The 18,614-nt window shown below is 66.3% G+C and carries 18 protein-coding genes; 8 read left to right on the top strand and 10 right to left on the bottom strand.

Features of this window, described 5'->3' with window-relative positions; all coding sequences use genetic code 11:
• Window positions 1-80: 80 nt before the first annotated feature.
• Entirely contained in the window at window positions 81-1,103 is a 1,023-nt protein-coding gene (locus tag HOP59_RS01695) for an AraC family transcriptional regulator (RefSeq protein ID WP_234252570.1), read from the top strand.
• A complete protein-coding gene (locus HOP59_RS01690) occupies window positions 1,069-1,602 on the top strand; it encodes a GrpB family protein (protein ID WP_234252569.1) in 534 nt (177 codons plus the stop codon). Before HOP59_RS01695 ends, HOP59_RS01690 begins: the two co-directional genes overlap by 35 nt.
• Here HOP59_RS01690 and mddA read toward each other — a convergent pair.
• Window positions 1,577-2,347 (bottom strand): methanethiol S-methyltransferase, encoded by a 771-nt coding sequence (mddA, locus tag HOP59_RS01685; protein WP_234252568.1) that lies wholly within the window; start codon window positions 2,345-2,347, stop codon window positions 1,577-1,579. The genes HOP59_RS01690 and mddA overlap by 26 nt on opposite strands.
• 211 nt (window positions 2,348-2,558) lie before the next feature.
• On the opposite strand from mddA, the gene HOP59_RS01680 reads away from it, so the two are divergent.
• The 4 genes from HOP59_RS01680 (at window position 2,559) to HOP59_RS01665 (ending at window position 5,855) form a co-directional block, all read left to right on the top strand.
• Window positions 2,559-4,175, top strand: coding sequence for a bifunctional AfsR/SARP family transcriptional regulator/alpha/beta hydrolase (locus tag HOP59_RS01680; RefSeq protein WP_234252567.1), 1,617 nt, complete (start codon window positions 2,559-2,561; stop codon window positions 4,173-4,175).
• A 69-nt stretch (window positions 4,176-4,244) separates the two neighbouring features.
• Entirely contained in the window at window positions 4,245-5,003 is a 759-nt protein-coding gene (locus tag HOP59_RS01675; protein ID WP_234252566.1) for an alpha/beta fold hydrolase, read from the top strand.
• A gap of 68 nt (window positions 5,004-5,071) precedes the next feature.
• Window positions 5,072-5,389, top strand: a complete 318-nt coding sequence (locus HOP59_RS01670) for an ArsR/SmtB family transcription factor (RefSeq protein WP_234252565.1) — start codon at window positions 5,072-5,074, stop codon at window positions 5,387-5,389.
• Window positions 5,382-5,855, top strand: coding sequence for an SRPBCC family protein (locus HOP59_RS01665; RefSeq protein ID WP_234252564.1), 474 nt, complete (start codon window positions 5,382-5,384; stop codon window positions 5,853-5,855). Before HOP59_RS01670 ends, HOP59_RS01665 begins: the two co-directional genes overlap by 8 nt.
• A gap of 54 nt (window positions 5,856-5,909) precedes the next feature.
• On the opposite strand, the gene HOP59_RS01660 is transcribed toward HOP59_RS01665, so the two are convergent.
• The gene (locus HOP59_RS01660; protein WP_234252563.1) at window positions 5,910-6,347 is read right to left on the bottom strand and encodes an META domain-containing protein; all 438 of its coding nucleotides are present in this window, start codon (window positions 6,345-6,347) and stop codon (window positions 5,910-5,912) included.
• Between the two features lie 162 nt (window positions 6,348-6,509).
• Window positions 6,510-6,830: a DUF1330 domain-containing protein gene (locus HOP59_RS01655; RefSeq protein WP_234252562.1), complete on the bottom strand. Its 321-nt coding sequence runs from the start codon at window positions 6,828-6,830 to the stop codon at window positions 6,510-6,512.
• A gap of 110 nt (window positions 6,831-6,940) precedes the next feature.
• Between HOP59_RS01655 and HOP59_RS01650 the strand changes: the two genes are divergently transcribed.
• A complete protein-coding gene (locus tag HOP59_RS01650) occupies window positions 6,941-7,756 on the top strand; it encodes a helix-turn-helix domain-containing protein (protein ID WP_234252561.1) in 816 nt (271 codons plus the stop codon).
• On the opposite strand, the gene HOP59_RS01645 is transcribed toward HOP59_RS01650, so the two are convergent.
• From HOP59_RS01645 to HOP59_RS01635, 3 genes are all read right to left on the bottom strand, one after another.
• The gene (locus HOP59_RS01645) at window positions 7,753-8,760 is read right to left on the bottom strand and encodes a zinc-dependent alcohol dehydrogenase family protein (protein ID WP_234252560.1); all 1,008 of its coding nucleotides are present in this window, start codon (window positions 8,758-8,760) and stop codon (window positions 7,753-7,755) included. The genes HOP59_RS01650 and HOP59_RS01645 overlap by 4 nt on opposite strands.
• 67 nt (window positions 8,761-8,827) lie before the next feature.
• On the bottom strand, window positions 8,828-9,607 hold the full coding sequence (locus tag HOP59_RS01640) for an aminoglycoside adenylyltransferase family protein (RefSeq protein ID WP_234252559.1): 780 nt from the start codon (window positions 9,605-9,607) through the stop codon (window positions 8,828-8,830).
• Between the two features lie 56 nt (window positions 9,608-9,663).
• Window positions 9,664-10,866, bottom strand: a complete 1,203-nt coding sequence (locus HOP59_RS01635) for an MFS transporter (protein WP_234252558.1) — start codon at window positions 10,864-10,866, stop codon at window positions 9,664-9,666.
• 94 nt (window positions 10,867-10,960) lie between these two features.
• Between HOP59_RS01635 and HOP59_RS01630 the strand changes: the two genes are divergently transcribed.
• Complete coding sequence (locus HOP59_RS01630; protein ID WP_234252557.1) at window positions 10,961-11,770, top strand: AraC family transcriptional regulator; 810 nt, start codon at window positions 10,961-10,963, stop codon at window positions 11,768-11,770.
• Between the two features lie 10 nt (window positions 11,771-11,780).
• On the opposite strand, the gene HOP59_RS01625 is transcribed toward HOP59_RS01630, so the two are convergent.
• From HOP59_RS01625 to HOP59_RS01610, 4 genes are read right to left on the bottom strand one after another with little or no spacing between them, the layout of a single operon-like run.
• Window positions 11,781-12,074 (bottom strand): DUF2149 domain-containing protein, encoded by a 294-nt coding sequence (locus HOP59_RS01625; protein ID WP_010629891.1) that lies wholly within the window; start codon window positions 12,072-12,074, stop codon window positions 11,781-11,783.
• Window positions 12,071-12,550, bottom strand: a complete 480-nt coding sequence (locus HOP59_RS01620; protein ID WP_010629892.1) for a MotA/TolQ/ExbB proton channel family protein — start codon at window positions 12,548-12,550, stop codon at window positions 12,071-12,073. The genes HOP59_RS01625 and HOP59_RS01620 overlap by 4 nt, the downstream gene beginning before the upstream one ends.
• On the bottom strand, window positions 12,547-16,500 hold the full coding sequence (gene cobN, locus HOP59_RS01615; RefSeq protein WP_234252556.1) for a cobaltochelatase subunit CobN: 3,954 nt from the start codon (window positions 16,498-16,500) through the stop codon (window positions 12,547-12,549). The genes HOP59_RS01620 and cobN overlap by 4 nt, the downstream gene beginning before the upstream one ends.
• Before the next feature lies 1 nt (window position 16,501).
• Window positions 16,502-18,439 (bottom strand): TonB-dependent receptor plug domain-containing protein, encoded by a 1,938-nt coding sequence (locus HOP59_RS01610; protein WP_086511088.1) that lies wholly within the window; start codon window positions 18,437-18,439, stop codon window positions 16,502-16,504.
• Window positions 18,440-18,614: the final 175 nt, after the last annotated feature.

The following is an 18,614-nucleotide window of genomic DNA, read 5'->3' as shown; positions in this document are numbered from 1 at the left end:
TCTCGAATAATTGATCGTTCATCCGAATCGACATGAGCGGTACGCTTGGCGGTTGCGCAAACACGGTGAGGGGGTACGAGATGCCAAAACCGGAACTACCCAACGACCTGGTCAGTGAGCTGCTGCTCGGCATGCGCCTGCGCGGCATCGCCTATCGCCGCATTCAGCTCTCACCCCCAATGGGGGTGGAGTTCGGCCAGGTGGAGGGCTGGGCGCAGTTCCACTTCGTGGCCCGCGGCCCCGTCTACCTGCGCAGCCCCAGCGGCAGCGTTCACACCCTGGCCACCGGCGATGCGCTATTGCTGCCACGCGGCGGCCTGCATGCCCTGCTCTCCTCCCCCGACCAGCCGGCCCAGGACGTAGCCACCTTCGAAAGCGCCAGGCTGTGCGAGGCGGTCAGCGCGATTCGCGCCTGCCCGAAGAATTGCACCCAGGATGGCGCCCTGACCTTCAGCGGCTGCATGGAATTCGATCTGGGCAGCATGCACGCCCTGGTCTCGCTGATGCCCGAAGTGATGTACGTCGGCACCCTGCTCGAGCGCCAGCCCGAAATCCTGCCCATGCTCGAGGCGATGGAGCGCGAGGCGAAGAACGAACGTGCGGGTTATGCCGCCATTCTGGCGCGGCTCGCCGACGTGATGGCGGCCTTCATCGTGCGCGGCTGGGTGGAGTGCGGCTGTGGCGATGCCACCGGCTGGATCGAAGCGCTGCGCGACCCGCGCCTGGGCCGCGTCATCGCAGCCCTGCACCGTGAGCCGGGGCGCAACTGGACGGTGGCGGAGCTTGCCGCCGAGATGGGCAGCTCGCGCTCGGTATTCGCCGAGCGCTTCCTGGCGGTAACGGGCATGACGCCGCATCGTTACGTGACCGAGCTGCGCATGCGCCTGGCGGCCCAGTGGATCGGCCGCGAGCGCCAACCCATCGAAACCGTCGCCTACCGCCTGGGCTACGGCAGTACCGCGGCCTTCAGCCGCGCTTTCAAGCGCATTCATGGCCACCCTCCCGGCGCCCTGCGTCATCAGCGCGAGCCCGCTACCATCACACAAACCTCCGCTTCCGGGAGCTCTCATGAACGAAGCCCAATTGCTGCAGCAGGCCATTGACGAGCCGGTGCGCCTGGCGGAGTACGACCCCGTCTGGCCGGCACGTTTCGACGCCGAGCGCAACCGCCTGCTGGAGCGTTTCCCCACCGAGCTTATCGAGGTGCAGCATATCGGCAGTACCGCCATCCCCGGCATGCCGGCCAAGCCCATCATCGACGTCATGGCCGGGGTCGCCTCCATGGCCGTGGCCGATGCCCTGTTCGAGTCCATTCTCGAGCACGGCTACGTCACCTCGGTGGAATTCAACGCCAGCCTGACCGACCGCCGCTGGTTCATGCGCCACGCCAACGGCCGTCGTACCCACCATCTGCATGTGGTGGTGCACGACGGCGAACTATGGTGCCAGAGGCTCGCCTTCCGCGATGCGCTGCGCGCCGACCCAGCGCAGGCCGAGCGTTACGCCGCCCTCAAGCGCGAACTGGCTTCGCGTCACGGCACGGATCGCGAAGCCTACACCCGGGCCAAGGGCGAGTTCATACGCTGCGTTTGCGCTTCATGAAGCGAGACGCGACTTCGCGATACAGCGGTCTCAGGCTGGGAACCAGCATGGGAGTCGTTGCCTGGTAGACCCGGTAGCGGTCGCCAAAGGCCCGCACCAGACTACGCTCCTCGAAGTGAATGCCGATCAGAATGTAGAGGCTCATGCCTGCCGCGAAACAGAAATGACCGACGGTCATGTGAGGCGTCGACCAGAAAGCCAGCAAGAGCCCCGACATGAGAGGATGACGCACCAATCGATGCAGCCCTGGGGTGCGAAAGCCGATCTCGTGAAGAGCTCTGCCACGCAGACGGCGATAGGCCTGACTGACACCCAACAGTTCTCCATGGCTGATCAGAAAGGTGGCATGCACGACCAGCGCCCAACCCAGCACGAACAGGCACCAGAGCGCCACGGCAAGACCGCCCTCCACCCACCATAAGGTGTAGGGCAAGGGCCGCCAGCCCCAGTAGAGCAGCCCCAGCATGAGAGATGACGACAACACGTAGGTGCTGCGCTCCATTGGTTCCGGTATCCAGGCTCGGCACCAGCGCTTGAAGCCTTGGCGCGCCATGATGGAGTGCTGTACACCGAACATCAGCATCAGACTCGCATTAATCAGTAACGCCTGCCCTGTCTCGCTGACAGGGCCATGGTTCACCGTTCTTGGCACGAGAATATCGGCAGTAAAGCCGATCAAATAGGCGCTACATAACCAGAACACTAGATAGGCCACTACGGCATAGAGCATCGTTACCCAGCGCATCGTCATCTCCTGAACCCATCGGGGTTGGCATCGGTGAGGTTGGAAGTCGAAGCGTGCTCAGGCTGTTAGCTGATAGAATCAAGGTGAGGTGCGGCGCACCCCGCCCCCCTTGCCTGCCACTCACGACTCGGCGCCAGCTTGCCCGGTCGCCGTCGCCTGTGCGTCCTCTGGGAGCCGACCCACTTCGGCTGTCTACGATGGAGATATCCATGTGGCGCTGAAGCTGTTTCTGTTTGGTTATCCTCGGCTGGAGCACGGCGGCCATTCCCTGCCTCTCAAGCTGCGCAAGGGCCTGGCTCTGGCGACCTATCTGGCCATGGCCGGCAAGCCTGTCGGTCGCGACCTGCTGGCGGAATTGCTGTGGCCCGAAGCTCCTGCCGGCGAGGGCCGAGCCAGCCTGCGTCGAACCCTGCACCGCTTGCAGCGCCAGCTCGGTATCAATCTGTTCGTCACGACCTCGGAAACCGTCGCCCTGGCGCCCGCTGTGGTGGCATCGACCGACGCCGTCGTCTTTCGCTCGCTGCTCGAACGACACGCCAGCCGGGCCCCTGCCGGACAGACAGTGACGGAACTCCGCCAGGCGAGTTCACTTTACCGCGACGACTTTCTGCTCGGATTCACGCTTCCCGAGTGCCAGGATTTTGCCGATTGGCAGGCTCGGGTAAGCGAGGAGCTGCGCCAAGGGTTCGGTGAAGCCCTGACGCAGCTGGCGCAGGCGGCAGCCGCTGGCAGCGATTACGAGGCGGCACTCACCTATGCACAGCGAAGGCTGACGCTCGATCCTCTGCACGAGCCGACACATCGGCTATTGATGCGGCTCCACGCCGAAGCCGGACACCCGGCTGCGGCCTTCCGCGTGTACGATGAATGCCGTGTCACGCTCATGCGAGAGCTGGGGATCTCTCCTCAGGAGAGGACTGAAAGCCTGCGGCGGACCATCGCCGAAGGTGCATATCCCACGGCGAGCGTGCCCACGAGCGAACCGACGCCGGTCAGATACGTGGTCAGCGACGGGATCCATGTCGCCTATCGATTGTATGGAGAGGGCCCGCTGACACTGGTAGCCCTGCCAGGCTTCGTATCGCATCTCGATTTTTATTGGGACCAGCCGGAGCTCGCCCGCTTCATGCAGACGCTCGGTCACATGGCCAGAGTGGTGTGCTTCGACAAGCGCGGCGTGGGCCTGTCCGATCGTATCGACTATGCCGCAACGCCGCAGCATACGGCACGGGACCTGCTGGCCATTCTCGATGCCGAAAGCATCGAAAGGGTCGTTCTGCTGGGCGTTTCCGAAGGTGGCCCGGCAGCCCTCACCCTGGCGGCGACTGCACCGGAACGGGTCACGGCTTTGGTTCTCTACGGCACCCTGGCGCGGGCCCTGCGCACGCCCGACTACCCTTGGGGCTACCCACCCGAGCATTACGATGCCCAGGTCGAGGCCTTGATCGACGACTGGGGCGGTCCTGCCTGTATCGAGCGCTTCGCCCCCGGCTGGGCACTCGATGTCGAACGACGCGCCTGGTGGGCACGAGCCCTGCGCCTTGCCGCCAGTCCGCGCACGGTGAAACAGGTATTCGAGGCGCTGAAGTCAACCGACGTGCGGCCCCTGCTTGCCAGGATCGACTGCCCCACGCTGATACTCCATCGGCACGGCGACCAGGCGGTCCCGGTGGAACATGGGCGATTCCTTGCCCGCCAGATGCCCCATGCCCAGTGGGTGGAGCTTCCCGGCGAGGACCACTGGTGGTGGGTCGGCGATGCCGGCAGCATCCTGCACCACCTGGACGTTTTTCTAAGCACTCTGCCAGGAACGCTCCCCAACACCTGAAAGGACGACCAGGGGACGCCGCAGGTTTTATATCCCAAGACTCCTGACCCCATGAAACGGAGTCTCCCCATGCCTTATGTCGTCAACCACCCCGTCAAGATTCACTTTCAGCAAATTGGAGAGGGCCCACCGCTGGTCCTTCAGCACGGTTTCAGCGACAGCATTTCCGGCTGGTACGAAGCTGGCTGGGTGAAACGGCTAGGACGCCATTTTCGTCTGATCATGATCGATGCGCGCGGGCATGGCTTCAGCGACAAGCCGCATGCTCCCGACGCCTACAACCTCAGTCATCGCGTCGACGATGTGCTGACCGTCATCGACACGCTTGGGCTCGAACGAGTCCATTTCCTCGGCTACTCGATGGGCGGCTGGATCGGCCTTGGCCTGGCCAGAAAGACACCCCATAGGCTGCTCAGCCTGACCCTCGGTGGCATCCATCCCTATGGCCAGGACATGAGCCCTTACCGACGCGGTGTCGCCCACGGCATGGACGACTGGGCCAAGCTCGTGCAGCAGGCTACGGGAGGCCGCATGCCGGATAGCACCCTACAGCGAATTCGCGCCAATGACCCACAAGCGCTTGCCGCCGCCGTGGCAAACGACCGGCCGGCGTTCAAGGGGGCTTGGAGCCAGCTACGCTTCCCTTGCCTGCTCTTCGCCGGTACCCACGACCCACTCCTGCCACAGATGGAGCGCTTTGCCCATGAGCTGCCGGAAGCCCGGCTGGTACGCATCGAAGACGCCGATCACACTCAGGCCTTCTTCGAGCCCGCCAGACTAGCTCCCGCCATCCTCGAGTTCTTGCAACCCAGCAAGGGTCATGTATGACTGCGGCCTCTTCAAAGCATCTTGACATGCAACCAAATGGTTGCCTTAATGATTCCATGCCCAACGACATGAACGACGTTTTCAAGGCCCTTGCCGACCCCTGCCGTCGCGAGCTACTCGACCGTCTGTACGAGGACAATGGGCAAACCCTTGGCGAGCTGTGCGAGCGCATGGCCATGACCCGGCAAGGCGTCACCAAGCACCTGGCACTGCTGGAGGCGGCAAACCTGGTCGTGGTCGTGTGGCGCGGCAGGGAGAAGCTGCACTACCTGAATCCGGAGCCGATCCAGCAGATCCACGAACGCTGGATCGGGAAGTTCGAACGTCACCGATTAGAGGCGCTGGACACGCTGAAAAGAACCCTGGAGGACTCCCAAGATGAATAAGCCCGAGTTCGTTTACGTCACCTACATCGACACCACGCCGGACAAGGTGTGGCAAGCACTGACCAACGGCGAGTTCACCCGCCAGTATTGGGGCGGTCGCAGTATCACCTCGGACTGGCAGACCGGCTCGACGGTCAAGCATCTCAAGCCGGACGGCTCTCTCGACTGGGCAGGTGAGGTGCTGGAAGCCGACCCGCCGAGGCGCCTCTCGTACACCTTCGACCCGTCTGGCGAGATGTCAGGGCAGAAAAGCGAACAGACAGCTCAGCCCCAGGCTGAGAAGCCTTCACGGGTCACCTTCGAGATCGAGGAGTACATGGGCAAGGTTCGCCTGACGCTGACTCACGACCGGTTCGAGCCGGGCAGCAAGGTGCTGCAAGGTATCAGCGTGGGCTGGCCCGCCATACTCTCCAGCCTGAAATCCTTGCTGGAAAAAGGCGAGCCTCTGTTCCCTGACTGGAGTTGAGGGCACTCTCCGTGCCTCTCCATACGCTCTCCAACCCCCGAAGGCGGTGGCTAATCAGTTGAGATGCACCGCCTCGAAGTGCGCCACGGCAGCGCCAGACGCATCGCGCAGGGTCAGCGTCTGGCCTTCGATCTGCCAGGTCGCTGTCGCCTCCAGCGCGGCCAGGAAGGCCTGCTCGGTGTCGCCGCCTTGCAGGCAGGCCATGCGTGTGGTGATCAAGGGGCCGAAGTGAAGGGCGTCGTTTTCCAGCCGATAGTTGCCCGCAAGGTGGTTGCAACCGGTGGAGCCCGCCACGCGGCTCTCCTCGGTGTGCAGCACGAAATGCGCCTCGCGCTGGTTGTCCACCGCCTGGGGCGTCACATCGCCGACCTGGGTCAGCTTCCAGTAGGTGTTCACCAGCGGCTCGTCGTGCCTCATTTCCCCCTCCATGGCGGTACAGCCCATCAGCACGATGGCCAGCGATCCCAACCAGATGGCAAAGCGCTTTTTCATTCTCGTTCCCTCGGCAAGCAGTCCTGACGCCCGCCGCTAAGGCAGCGGGCTCCATGTGCCGTAATGTCGGAAAAGACGCGGCGAATAGCCAGCCTTAATTAAGCAGATACCGGGGATTTCGTGCGCTCGGTCACAAGGCCAAGCTGACACCGGCTGGAGTATCTAACCAAGGATGTCGATGCCGCGGTGCCCTTTCTCGACGCCCCCCACCAGAATGACGTCGCCCACGGCGTTGGCGGTGCGCAGTGGCAGGATGCGTCGGTAGGCCTCGGAGCGATACCAGGCCCGGGCCTGCTCCAGGCTGGGGAAGCCGAGCATGATCGTATCGCCCTGCCAGCTGCCCTCCAGCACCTCGGTGTTGCCACCGTGGATCAGGTAGCGGCCACCGTAAGGCGTGAGGGTGGCATCGATCTTCTCCAGGTACTCGACGATCTCGGGGCCCATGGTGACGTCCTGCAGGCGGGCGATGGCGTAGGCGGTCATGGCGTTGCTCCAGCGGTGGGTTTGCCTCGACAGCTTCGCCCCGCTGGTGCGACCTGGCGATTACCTGCGAGGTAATAGCCAGGCATATCGCTTGGCGCTAATCTGAGCCCATGACAACGAATTCCCCTACTCCCGGGCAGCTGTTGAAGGAGTGGCGCCAGCGGCGGCGGCTGAGCCAGCTCGCGCTCGCCACTGAGGCCGACGTCTCCCAGCGCCACCTCAGCTTCGTCGAATCCGGACGGGCCACGCCCAGTCGGGAGATGCTGCTGCGCCTGGCGGAACAACTGGGCGTTCCCCTGCGCGAGCGCAACCGGCTGCTGCTGGCCGCCGGTTTCGCCCCGGCCTTCGGCGAGCGTGGTATCGATGCCCCGGAACTCGAGGCAATCCGCGGCGTGATCGAGCGGCTGCTGGCGAGCCATGCCCCCTACCCGGCGCTGGCCGTCGACCGCCACTGGCACCTGCTGCTGGCCAATCGCTCGCTGGAAGCGCTACTCGACGGCATCGACGCCGAGCTGTTGAAGCCCCCGATCAACGTGCTGCGGCTCACGCTGCATCCCCGCGGGCTTGCGCCGCGCATCCGCAACTTCCGCGAATGGCGTACCCACATTCTCGAGCGCCTGGCGCGTCAGGCCGAGACGACCGCCGACCCGGCACTGGAATCGCTCGGCGAGGAGCTGAAGGGTTATCCGATATCGGCGGGCGCTCGTCCCCACCTGGCCAGCACATCATCGCGCCACGGCGGCATCGTCGTACCGCTGGAGCTGGCCCTGCCGGATGGCCGCATGCTGTCGCTGCTGAGTACCACCACGGTATTCGGCACCCCGCTCGACATCACCCTAGAGGAGCTCGCCATCGAGTCGTTCTTCCCGGCGGACGCGGCCACCCAGGTGGCGCTGCAGCAGTTGGCGGCGGCCTCCTCCGACTAGAAGGAAAGACAGATCTTGCCGAAGTGGCGGCCCGACTCCTCGTGACGGAAGGCGTCGGCGATCTGCTCCAGCGAAAAACGACTGTCGATGATCGGGCGCACGCCGCAGGCCTCGATGCCGCGCACCATCTCCTGCTGTTGAATGCGGCTGCCGACGATCAGCCCCTGCAGGCGTGCCTGCTTGGCCATCAGCTTGACGGTGGGCACCTCGCCGCCGCGCCCGGTCAGAATGCCGATCAGGGCGATATGACCGCCGATGCGCACGGCGTCGATGGATTGCGGCAGGGTGCCGGGGCCACCCACCTCGATCACGTGGTCGACGCCCTGGCCGTCAGTCAGCGCCTGCACCTTCTTGCCCCACTCCGGCTCGGCCTTGTAGTTGATGGTATGGTCGGCGCCGAGCTTCTTGAGCGTTTCGATCTTCTCGTCGGATGACGAGGTCGAAATCACCCGGGCGCCCATGGCCTTGGCAAACTGCAGAGCGAAAATGGAAACGCCACCGGTGCCCAGGGTGAGCACCGTATCGCCGGCCTTGAGGTTACCGTCCACCACCAGCGCCCGCCAGGCGGTGAGCCCCGCCGTGGTGAGGGTAGCGGCCTCTTCGTGGCTGTAACCCTTGGGCGCGTGGGTGAACCAAGTGGCCGGGCGAATGACCTGCTCGCGGGCGTAGCCGTCGAGGCCATCGCCGGGGGTGGTCTTGAAGTCCGCCACTCGGGCCGGGCCGTCGAGCCAGTAGGGGAAGAAGGTGGAGACCACCGCATCGCCAACGGCGAACTCCTCGACGCCCTCGCCCACCGCCTCGACCACGCCCGCCCCGTCGGACATGGGAATGCGGCCATCTTCGGTAGGGATCATCCCGGCGACCACAGCATAGTCGTGGAAGTTGAGCGAGCTGGCATGGATCCGCACGCGGATCTCCCCCGGCCCAGGCTCTCCCGGCGCCTCGCGTTCGACGACTTGCAACTGGTCCAGCCCGCCGGGGCTCTTCAGGGTAACGACCTTCATGACAGACTCCTTAGCCATCCAAGAAAATGAGCGTGCTAAGAGACTAGCCTAATGGGCCCGCCTTCGGTCAAGCGATGGCGCGCTGCAGGTAGGCCGCCAGCGCTTTCACCTGCGGCTTGCGCTGTGTCCAGTCCTCGCTGCCTCCTGCGAGATAGCCGCGCCGCGCCATCGCCATGATGGCCTGATGCTCGGGGGGCAGGCGCTCCAGCGCCCAGGTGGCGGCAACGTCCTTGGGAGCGATCTCTCCCGTCTCGAGAGTCATCCACATGCGCGCCAGGGTCAGTAGCACGTTGCGCTCATCGCCCTGCAACCCCGCCACCAGGCCAGGCAGCGAATCGGCGATGGCCCGGCGTAGGTCCGCCTCGGGAATCGGCGCGACCAGTTCTGCGAGTTCCGGCCCGTACAGGGCCAGGCTCGACTGCCTGGCGGTGGTCAGCACCACGGCCAGATCGGGGTCGGCTGCCGCCGGCGGTATGCGACCCTGCTCGAACTCGTCCCTCAGCCACTCGCCGTAGACCAGTTCGCTCCCCGGCGGGTAGTGCCACGGCACCAGCGCCTGCCGACATAGCAGCGTCACTTCCAATGGTCTGGGCGAGCCGTCGTTGGCGGGGCTTCCGGAGACCCGCATCAGCGCCTCGACCAGCCGTCGGCGCACCGCCTCCTCGGGCGGCTGGCCGACGATCACCAACACGTCCACGTCGCTATTGGGTCGCAGGCCGCCGGCAAGCGCCGAGCCGAACAGATAGACGCCGACCACGCTCTCGCCCAGCTCGCGAGCGATGATGGCGAAGGCATCCATGGCCTCCTGTGGTAGTGACTGGCCGGCCGCCTGGGAAGAGAGCTCCATCGTGTCCTCCATTCTCCTGATGCGCCACGCAACAGCCCACTCTCCGTTAACCGATGTTACTGGCTATCACCGAGAGCCGCCTGCGCGTAGCGTCGGGCCGGCAGCAGCAAGGCCGCCATGGCCACACCGACGGCACAGGCGGCCAGCAACATGTAGAGCCGGACGAATCCGGCGGCCGGCTCGTAACCCCAGGCCACGATCGGCACGGCCAGGGCACCGACCCCCAACGACAGTACGTACTTCACGGCATAGACCCGTGCCCGCCAGGCGCTCGCGGTATGGCGTGCCACGATGGCATCCTGTACCGGAATGACACCGAACACCGTCAGCATCAGCCCTAGCGACAGGGCAACGATCTGCCATTGCCCACCCTGTACCATCAGCAGCAACAGCGGGACCTGCAACAACGCCAGCAGCAGCATCAATTGCCGCGGCGCGCCCCGGTCCACCGCCCTGCCGGTGACGAGTTGCGCCATGGAGGCGCAGGCGAAGATCAGCGAGGCCAGCCCGGCGGCACCGAGCAGGGCATTCCCGCCACCGCTGAAGGCATCTTCCATGATCTTGGGCAGCGCGACGGTGGTGGAGGCAAACACGAGGCCGCCCATCAGTGCGGTGACGATCAGGTAGGCCAGAATCCGGCCCGGTATGGCCGTTGAGGCCTGCACCGCTGCCGGGGCATCGCCGGCCGGTCGTAGCGGCTGAAGCGGCTTGCTTTCAGCCGGTACCAGCGCCAGGTAAGCGATGCCACTCGCCAGGCACAGCGCCCCGGGTATGAAAAAGGCGGCCTGCCAACCGAGTATGCCCGTGATCGCACCGGTCAGCAGCGGCGCCGCTGCGACACCCATGTTGCCCCACACGCCGTTCACCCCCAGCGCCTGACCGACGCCATCACTGCTCTCCGCCACCATGGCGATGCCAACGGGATGATAGATGGCCGCGAAGCTACCCATCAGAAACAGCCCGGCCGCCAGCTGGTAAGGGCCGCTCGCAAAGCCTGTGAGCATGGAAGCCGCACCGAGTCCCAGGAACATCAGGGCTATCATGCCGCGCCGACTCCAGCGGTCGCCCAGCCAGCCCGCCGGCAGGGTAAAGGCGGCAAAGGCGACGAAGCCCGCCGTGGCCGGTAGTAGCAGCGCAGCGTAATCGCCCTGGCCGCGTCGCTCGAGCGCCACCGCCACCGTGGGATGGATCAGCATGAAATAGTGGGCGTAGGCGTGCCCCAGGTTGAGGAACAGTAGCGGAACGCGTTTGCCGTTCATGGCCAGACTCCAGAGTTGCCGAGCTTTCAGGCTAAACTGGACGCGAAGCGACTTCTCTCGCCATTCTGACAAGACATATCGCGAAACGGACAATATGCCCCATACCCTGGCCCACGCCACGCCCCTGTCACGCGATGCCCTACAGCGGCGCATCGAGAGCGCCTCGGGTCCGGTACAGCCCTATGCCTGCGACTATCCCGCCGGCTGGGACACTGGCCGTCATCATCACCTGCGCCATCAGCTCGTCTTCGCCACCCAGGGCGTAATGACGGTGGCGACCCCAGCGGGATGGTGGATGGTGCCACCCCAGCTTGCGGTATGGATTCCCGCTCGCCTGGAGCATGCGCTGCTGATGCACCGGCCTGTGAAGCTGCGCACCCTCTATCTCGATGAGCGGCTAGGGCCATCGGCCCAGCCACGCGTAGTGAACGTCTCGTCGCTGCTGCGCGAGCTGATACTGCGTTTGATGGAGCTGCCGGCCGAGGCGACCGCCCACGGCGCCGGCGCCCGCTTGGTCGCGGTACTGCTGGACGAGCTGCACGCAGGGCCCACGCTACCGCTGCACCTGCCCGAGCCCGACGATCCCGCGCTGCGGCGGATCTGCACCGCCCTACGTGACGACCCGGCTAACCGGGACGACCTGACCACCTGGGGCGGTAGGGTCGGTGCCTCGTCACGCACCCTGGCACGACGCTTCCTGGCGCAGACCGGCATGGGCTTTACCGCCTGGCGACAGCAGGCCCGCCTGCTCGCCGCCCTGCCCATGCTGGCGGAAGGGCGCTCGGTCACTGTCGTGTCCCAGGAGGTCGGTTACGAATCGCCCAGCGCCTTCATCGCCGCCTTTCGCCGCAGCCTCGGCACCAGCCCCGGGCGCTACTTTTCCCGCCCGGCCGGCCATGATTGAGGTCTTACGCTCAATCGCTGTCCGGCACGAAGACCAGCGAGCCGTCCTGCAGGCGGTAGGTAGTGCCGGCACGTACGCCCTCCCCTTCGCCGATCTCGCCGCTGCGCTCATAGCGCTCCAGTCGCTCAGCCGTTTCTGCGACCGTCTCGCCCCCTTCACGCTGACTCACGGCCTCGAGCGCCGTGGCGCTGCTCTGGGCCACCACGATCAGCAGCATCACCACGATGACCAGGAAGACATCAATGACGTTGACCACCGAGAGAATCGGGTCGTCGCTCTCCTCGGCATCCAGGAAACGCCTCATGCCCCGGCCTCCTCGCGCTCGATGCGCTTCAGCGCCACCAGAAGCCAGCGCCGCCGCACGGTGAGTATCCAGAAGGTGATCGAGGCGGTGATCAGCGCCAGGATCACCGCGGCGAAGGCCACCACGAGCTGCTCACCCACCGTGGCCAGGTCGCCGTCGCCCAGCGCCAGCAGCGCCGGCCCCAGCGGAATCATGGTGGCCACCAGGCCCAGCATGGGCGCGGTACGCGACACCACCCGCAGCGGTTCGAGGCGGCGCAGGATCACCAGCTCCAGTTCCTCGCTGTCGAGCCGGCCGTGGCGAGCCAGCTGCTCGCGCAGCGGACAGGCCGCCAGGCCGCGGCGCCGCTGCCAGGCGGCCACCGCAAAGGCGCCAAGGGCGTAGAATGCGTAGGCGAACAGCAGCAGGATCAGGATCAGCACCGGCATCAGGAACAGCCGGCCCAGTTCGTACATGGTGATTTCCAGTGTCGTCATGCGGGGGTCTCCCGATAGGCAGGTAGTGCGTTGACGTGGCGACCGCGCCGCCACTGATGCAGGGCGCCGAGCAGGAACGGCAGCAGCAGCACCATGATGTAGAGCAGCGATGTCCAGGCAGAGGTAGCATCGCCCTGCGGTGCGGGCTCATTCATCGGCTGAAGAAGCTCGCCCACCACCGGTTCCGTTTGCCCGCCGCCCTCCCCCACCGTCGTGGGCGACTGCATCCCGAAGCCGGCCAGGCTGGAGTCGACGAACGCTTCCCGCGCCGCGCTGCCGCCGGTGCTGCCGTGGGCGCCTGTCCACTCCCGGTAATGGCTCAGCAGCGCCTCCAGGGTGGCGTCGTCGGGCTGCCAGTGGGCGGTGCGTACGGCGTCCAGCATGCGCTCGGCAATGCGTGTCAGCGCTTCGGGGTTGTGCGTCTCGAACCACGCCTCCAGCCCCAGCTCATAGGTGTCCTGCACGTAGATCTCGAAGAAGCGCTGCCACTGGTCGTCGCGCACCATTTCCGGCGCCGTGGCCTGCCAGCCCCACAGGTTTTCGACGGTGGCCTGCAGATTGGTGGTGCCCGAGTAACCCTCCGCCACCATGCTGGCGAGCCAGCGCGGGTGGTGGTAGCGGGTGCGGATCTCCCGCGAGAGGAACTGCTCGGCACGCTCCATGCGACCGTGGGCCGGGTCGCGCAGGTTGCCGATGTAGAGCGTGGGACGCTCGCCGCCGGCCACGCTGGCGCCGAGCGAGAGCCCGCCCAGGTACTGGAAGGGGTCGTCGGAAGTGAGCAGGCCGTAGAGGTTGGAGCTGCGGGCGAACACCGCGGCATCGATCTCGCCGAGCTGGCGCTCGAACAGGTTGAGCCCGGCCACCGTTTCGCCCCAATGCTCGGGGTCGGGACCGTAGGCATGCTGCAGACGGTCGAGGAAGACCCGCCCCAGGTAGGCGTCGTCACGCTCGCTGCCGTTGGCCCAGGCGTCCACGTCGGCCACGGCTCCGTCCAGGCCCAGCCCGTACTGGCCGATGTCCGAGGAGAAGGCCCGGGTGCGGCTCAGCCGCGCCACGCTCTCGGCGTCCAGCCCCAGAGCGCTGAGTTCCTCTTCCAGGCGCAGAGTCATGGCCCGTACGGGGTTGTCCGTCTCCTCTTGCTCCGCCGCCAGGGCAGCGGCCTGGGCCAGCCACTCGAGGGTGCCGGCGAAGGCATCGCGGTAGAGCCCGCTGGTCTGCAGCACTACGTCGACACGAGGACGGCCCAGCTCTTCCTGGGGAATCAGTTCGATGCCCTCCAGACGACCGCGCGAATTCCACACCGGCCGTACCCCCAGGGCGGCCAGCACCTGCCCTTCGATCACGCCATGGTGGCGCATCACCTCCATGGACCACAGCGTGAAGGCCAGCCGTTCGGGCGGCTCGCCATGTTCCGCCCGGTGCTCTTCGAGCAGCGTCTCCAGCAGCTCGGTGCCGGTCTCGTAGGCGGCGCGGGTGGGCACTCGCGAGGGATCGAAACCGTAGAGGTTGCGCCCGGTGGGCAGCGAATCGGGGTTGCGGATGGGGTCGCCGCCCACCGAGGGCATGACGAAGCCACCGCCCAGCGCTGCGATCAGCGCTTCGCTCTCGCGCTGGGTGCGCAGCGCTTCGAAATACTCGTCTGCGCGGGCGAGCATGTCGGCCAGCGCCTCCTCATGCTCGCCAGCACTGTCTCCCGTTTCCAGCAGGTGCGCGACGAGCAGGCGGTAGGGGGCGGAGTCGACCACGGCGGTCTCGAAATCACCGGCGAACAGCTCTTCGGGGTCGTCGGCAACGAGTTCGAGGAATTCGTCGCCGAGCATCTGCATCACCGTGGCGACCAGGTGCTCGTCTTCCGCCATGCGGCCGAAGGTGTGCAGGCCGATGGGCTCGCTCTGCTGGGCCAGATCGTGGATGTAGTCGTGCAGCGCATGCAGGAAATGCTCGAAGTCGGCATCCAGGGCGGCATCGTCGAAGCCCAGGTCGGCGTGCAGATCCATCTCGCGCCCCTGTTCGACGATTTGATCACGCACCCGCTCGCGGGCGGCGCCGTCGTCCATGGTCTCCCAGTCGTGCACCAGGTGGTGCAGGTCCACCAGCTCATGGTAGAGCGCCGCTGGGGCGAAAGGCGGGGTCTGGTGGGAAACCATGGTGGCGCGCAGGCGCCGCTTGGCCAGGGTGGCCTCGGCCAGGTTGTCGACGATGTAGGGATAAACGTGGGGCAGCTCGCCGAGCAGGGCATGGGGGTCGTCGTCCAGCGCCAGGCCGCGACTCTTGCCCACGCCGAACTCCGCCGAACCGTGTGTGCCGAAATGGATCAAGGCATCGGCGTCGAAGGCACGGTGCAGGTAGGCGTAGCTGGCCAGGTAGTCGTGGCTCAGCGCCAGGTCGGTATCGTGGTAGGCCCCTTCCCGCGCCGGATCGCCCGGCAGCGCCCGCGGCGGCTGGGGCATGACCAGCAGATTGCCGAGGGCCAGGCGCGGCACCACGAAGAAGCGCTCGCCGTCACGCTCGATCAGGGTTCGTGCCGTCTCCGGCGGGCCCCACTCCGCTTCGGTGCGTGCCCGCACGGACTCGCCGCGGGAATCCAGCCAGTCGAGGTAGTCGTCGAGTGGGAAAAGAGCAGCCAGGTCGTCGTCGAGCAGCGCTTCGAGGCCGGCGTCGGCCTGGTAGGCACCGACCAGCCGCTTGCCGGCATCGGTGAGCCGCTCTACGTCGGCCCGCTCCACGTCGTAGCCCGCCTCGGCCAGGTCGTGCAGGGTGGCAGCGAGGCTGGCGGGCAGGTTGAGGTGCGAGGCGGAGAAGTTCTCGCTGCCCGCCGGATAGTTATAGACGTAGAGGCCCAGGCGCTTGCCTGCATTGGGCTTGCGCCGGAGCTCGGCGGCCTTGAGCGCTCGACGCACCAGCATGCCGAGCTCGGGCTCGATCGGCAGCACTTCCCCACTGACGGCATGCTCCGCCGCTACCACGCTGGGGTCGGCGATGCCGGCCATCTCGGCCATGGCGAAGTAGAACGGCGTGCTGCCCCGGGGAAAGCCCACCGGGTCGTCGCGCCAGGCGGCCTCGTCGCCATCGCGGTAGATCAGCCCCTGCAGCACCGGCACGCCCAGGGCCGCCAGATCATCCCGGCGCCCTTCGGGGTTAAGGGTCACGCGGTAGAACAGCAGCGCGTCGACGACCGGTTCGCCCCCTTCCATGGTCATGGCCGTGAGCCCCTCGCCGCCCTGCACCGGCACGTAGAACGGCAGCGGCACCGCGCCGGCCGCCTCGATATGCGCAATGGTGGCGTCGATCCAGCCGGTCAGGGTGTGGCGCACGTGGGTATCGTGCAGGGCCATGCCGATCACCGGACGCTCGTCGAAGTTGCCGTACCAGTCGCGGTAGTCCGCCAGGTCGTCGAACACCAATCCCTCGTAATCGGGGTGGTAGATGCCGTGATCGGGATAGTGAATGGGCTCCGGCACCGGGGCCTCGTGCAGCCCCAGCAGCGGCCCGGCGATATGGGCGAACAGCGCTGCGAAGTTGCGCTCGCCGCCCTCGGTCAGGTAGGCAGCGATACGCTCGCCGAGCCCGGCCTCCAGGCCGTGGCTCTCGGTTCGCTCACGTGCCACGACCACCAGCGGGGTTTGCCTCTCGGCCAGGGCCTCGCGCAGCGCCTCGACCCTTTCGGGGCGGGCGAGCTCGTGGCTCGGGGCAAAGACCACCGCCAGGTCGAGCCCCGCCAGCGCTGCTGCTTCGGGAGACTCCGGCAGCGCTTCGACGAAGCCGGTGTCGACCTCAATGCCCTGGGCATCGCCCAGCCGGGCCAGCTCCTCGAGCAGGCCCGGCCGGATGGGGTCGTTGACCAGTAGCAGCATGCGCGGGCGCTCCTCCTCGGCCGCCAGCGCCGTGGCAAGTAGCAGCCCGGCCATCGCGATCAAGGCCAGACCGGCACGTCTCAGAACTCCCCACATCTCAGAACTCCCAGTTCAGCGAGGCATGGTAGAAACGGCCACGAATCTCGTTGATGAAGGCGTCGTCCACCTCCGCCAGGCGCTGATCTGTCAGGTTGTCGATGCCGGCAGCAAGCGACAGGCCATGACCAAGCGACTGGCGCATCCCCACATGGAGCAGGGTGTAGTCGCGGGTACGCACCTCGCCGCGCCGTTGGGAGCCGATGTACTCGCCGCGCAGGTGTGCTGCCGCCCCCTGCCACACCGGCGTTTCGGCCAGCAGATTGAAGCGCTGCCGCGGACGGTTCTCCAGGGTTTCGCCGGTGTCGCGATTGCGCGCGTTGAGGTAGGTGTAGTTGGCCCGCAGCAGGCTGCCGTCGTCGAATTGACGGCCAAGCTCCAGCTCCACGCCCTGGGTGCGCGCACGGTCGACGTTGATGTAGGTGCGCAGCTCGTCCTCACCGGGCGGACGGCTACCGGGTTCGCAGAACTCGATGCAGCGCAGGTCGATCAGGTCCTTAATGTCGTTGCGGAACAGGGTGATGGCAGCGCGATGCCGCTCGGTCTCGTGCTCCAGCGCCAGGCTGTAGCTGTCGCTGCGTTCGGGTTCGAGATCGGGATTACCGATGATGCGCAGCGGCCGGGTGGCGAAGGTGAAGTCGTAATCCGCCGCCGAACGGCGCAGGTCGGGGGCGCTGAAGCCGCGGCCGTAGTCGGCCTTGAGCCGGGTGCTTGGCGTGAGTGCGTAGACTGCACCGGCACGCGGGCTCACCTCGCCGGTGTAACGGGTGTGATCGTCGTAGCGGGTGCCCAGGGTCAGCACCAGTCGGTCGTCGAGGAAGTGGCCGCGGTTCTGCACCAGCACGCCGCGATGGTTGACGGTGTCGTCGTGTTCGCGCTCGCCCTCACGGTCGCGCGAGAAGTGCTCGCGACGGTGATCGGCGCCCACCGTCAGCTCCTGGCCCGTGCCCCAGTAGTAGGTCGCGCTGGCGTCGACGATGTCGTCGGTGTGCTGGTCGCGACGATCGAGATGCAGCGCCTCGGAGTCGCTGCGCGAGCGGTAGGCGTCCACTCGGGCGGTCCAGGTCGGCGCATCGAACTGATAGCGGGCCCCGGTGCTGTAGCGCCAGATGTCGAGTTCGCGAGTGTCGGCATCGCCCCGCCGGGCGCGCCGCTCATCGTCGCTGCCGTGAAAGAACAGCTCGACCTCGTGCCCCTCACCGGGGCGGAAGAACAGGCTGCCCATGCCAGAGAGCGCCTCGCGTCCCTCGATCTCATCTATTCCCGGCTGGTCGGGGTTGAGCACGCCATCGCGGTCGAGGTAGTCCAGGCTCAGCATGGCGCCGACCCGTTCGCTCAGCGGGCCCGCCGCATGCACGGCCAGGTTGCGCTCGCTGCCGCCGCTGCGCGGGTGCACGCTGCCCAGGCGTGACTGCACCCTGCCGGTCCAGGTGTCCTCGGGCGGCCGCACGATGACGTTGATCACGCCCCCCAGGGCATCGGCGCCGTAGAGCGACGAGGTGGGCCCGCGCACCACCTCGATGCGGTCGATAGCGGCGGTGGGAATCTGCGCCATGCGGAAATCGCTGTGGCCGACCAGCTCATCGGTGTTATTGAGGCGCCGGCCGTTGACCAGGATCAGCGTCTGCCCCGGATTGAAGCCGCGCACGCGGATCTGACTGCGACCGTCCTGCTCGTTGTCGATGGCAAGCCCCGGCACGTCGCGCAGCAGTTCCGCCAAGGTGGTGGCCGGCTGGCGCTCGATGTCCTCGCGGGTGACTTCGGAGTAGCCGCTCGGCGCCTCTTCGCGGCGAATTTCGCTACGGGTGGCGGTGACCACCAGCGGCGAGAGCGAGCCGACCCGCGGCTGTCCGGTTTCCGCTGCCTCGGCCCAGGCCGGCGACCAGGCGAGGAGGCAGGCCAGGCTCCCGCCCAGCCAAGCGTATCGTTGGCGTTCCATTGGATTCCCCTTGCATGCTAACGAAATAGAAATGTTATAACATAACAGCAATGCTGTATGGCAAATGCAACCCGATCCGTTGGGCTGCATTCATGGCACCCACCCTCGATGTAGCCTAGCTTTAAGCGAGCCCCTCAATCGGGCCTACCTTCTCGCCCTTGACCACGGGTAACGC

Source organism: Billgrantia aerodenitrificans (assembly GCF_021404405.1).
GTDB lineage: Bacteria > Pseudomonadota > Gammaproteobacteria > Pseudomonadales > Halomonadaceae > Halomonas > Halomonas aerodenitrificans.
The sequence above is the reverse complement of the archived record's forward strand: the minus strand, read 5'-3'. Positions and strand labels throughout refer to the sequence as shown.

Bases quoted from the DNA above. Each gene is read 5' to 3' on its own strand.
- HOP59_RS01695 (WP_234252570.1), top strand. From the start codon at position 81: ATGCCAAAACCGGAACTACCCAACGACCTGGTCAGTGAGCTGCTGCTC.
- HOP59_RS01690 (WP_234252569.1), top strand. From the start codon at position 1,069: ATGAACGAAGCCCAATTGCTGCAGCAGGCCATTGACGAGCCGGTGCGC.
- mddA (WP_234252568.1), bottom strand. From the start codon at position 2,347: ATGCGCTGGGTAACGATGCTCTATGCCGTAGTGGCCTATCTAGTGTTC.
- HOP59_RS01675 (WP_234252566.1), top strand. From the start codon at position 4,245: ATGCCTTATGTCGTCAACCACCCCGTCAAGATTCACTTTCAGCAAATT.
- HOP59_RS01670 (WP_234252565.1), top strand. From the start codon at position 5,072: ATGAACGACGTTTTCAAGGCCCTTGCCGACCCCTGCCGTCGCGAGCTA.
- HOP59_RS01665 (WP_234252564.1), top strand. From the start codon at position 5,382: ATGAATAAGCCCGAGTTCGTTTACGTCACCTACATCGACACCACGCCG.
- HOP59_RS01660 (WP_234252563.1), bottom strand. From the start codon at position 6,347: ATGAAAAAGCGCTTTGCCATCTGGTTGGGATCGCTGGCCATCGTGCTG.
- HOP59_RS01655 (WP_234252562.1), bottom strand. From the start codon at position 6,830: ATGACCGCCTACGCCATCGCCCGCCTGCAGGACGTCACCATGGGCCCC.
- HOP59_RS01650 (WP_234252561.1), top strand. From the start codon at position 6,941: ATGACAACGAATTCCCCTACTCCCGGGCAGCTGTTGAAGGAGTGGCGC.
- HOP59_RS01645 (WP_234252560.1), bottom strand. From the start codon at position 8,760: ATGAAGGTCGTTACCCTGAAGAGCCCCGGCGGGCTGGACCAGTTGCAA.
- HOP59_RS01640 (WP_234252559.1), bottom strand. From the start codon at position 9,607: ATGGAGCTCTCTTCCCAGGCGGCCGGCCAGTCACTACCACAGGAGGCC.
- HOP59_RS01635 (WP_234252558.1), bottom strand. From the start codon at position 10,866: ATGAACGGCAAACGCGTTCCGCTACTGTTCCTCAACCTGGGGCACGCC.
- HOP59_RS01630 (WP_234252557.1), top strand. From the start codon at position 10,961: ATGCCCCATACCCTGGCCCACGCCACGCCCCTGTCACGCGATGCCCTA.
- HOP59_RS01625 (WP_010629891.1), bottom strand. From the start codon at position 12,074: ATGAGGCGTTTCCTGGATGCCGAGGAGAGCGACGACCCGATTCTCTCG.
- HOP59_RS01620 (WP_010629892.1), bottom strand. From the start codon at position 12,550: ATGACGACACTGGAAATCACCATGTACGAACTGGGCCGGCTGTTCCTG.
- cobN (WP_234252556.1), bottom strand. From the start codon at position 16,500: ATGTGGGGAGTTCTGAGACGTGCCGGTCTGGCCTTGATCGCGATGGCC.
- HOP59_RS01610 (WP_086511088.1), bottom strand. From the start codon at position 18,439: ATGGAACGCCAACGATACGCTTGGCTGGGCGGGAGCCTGGCCTGCCTC.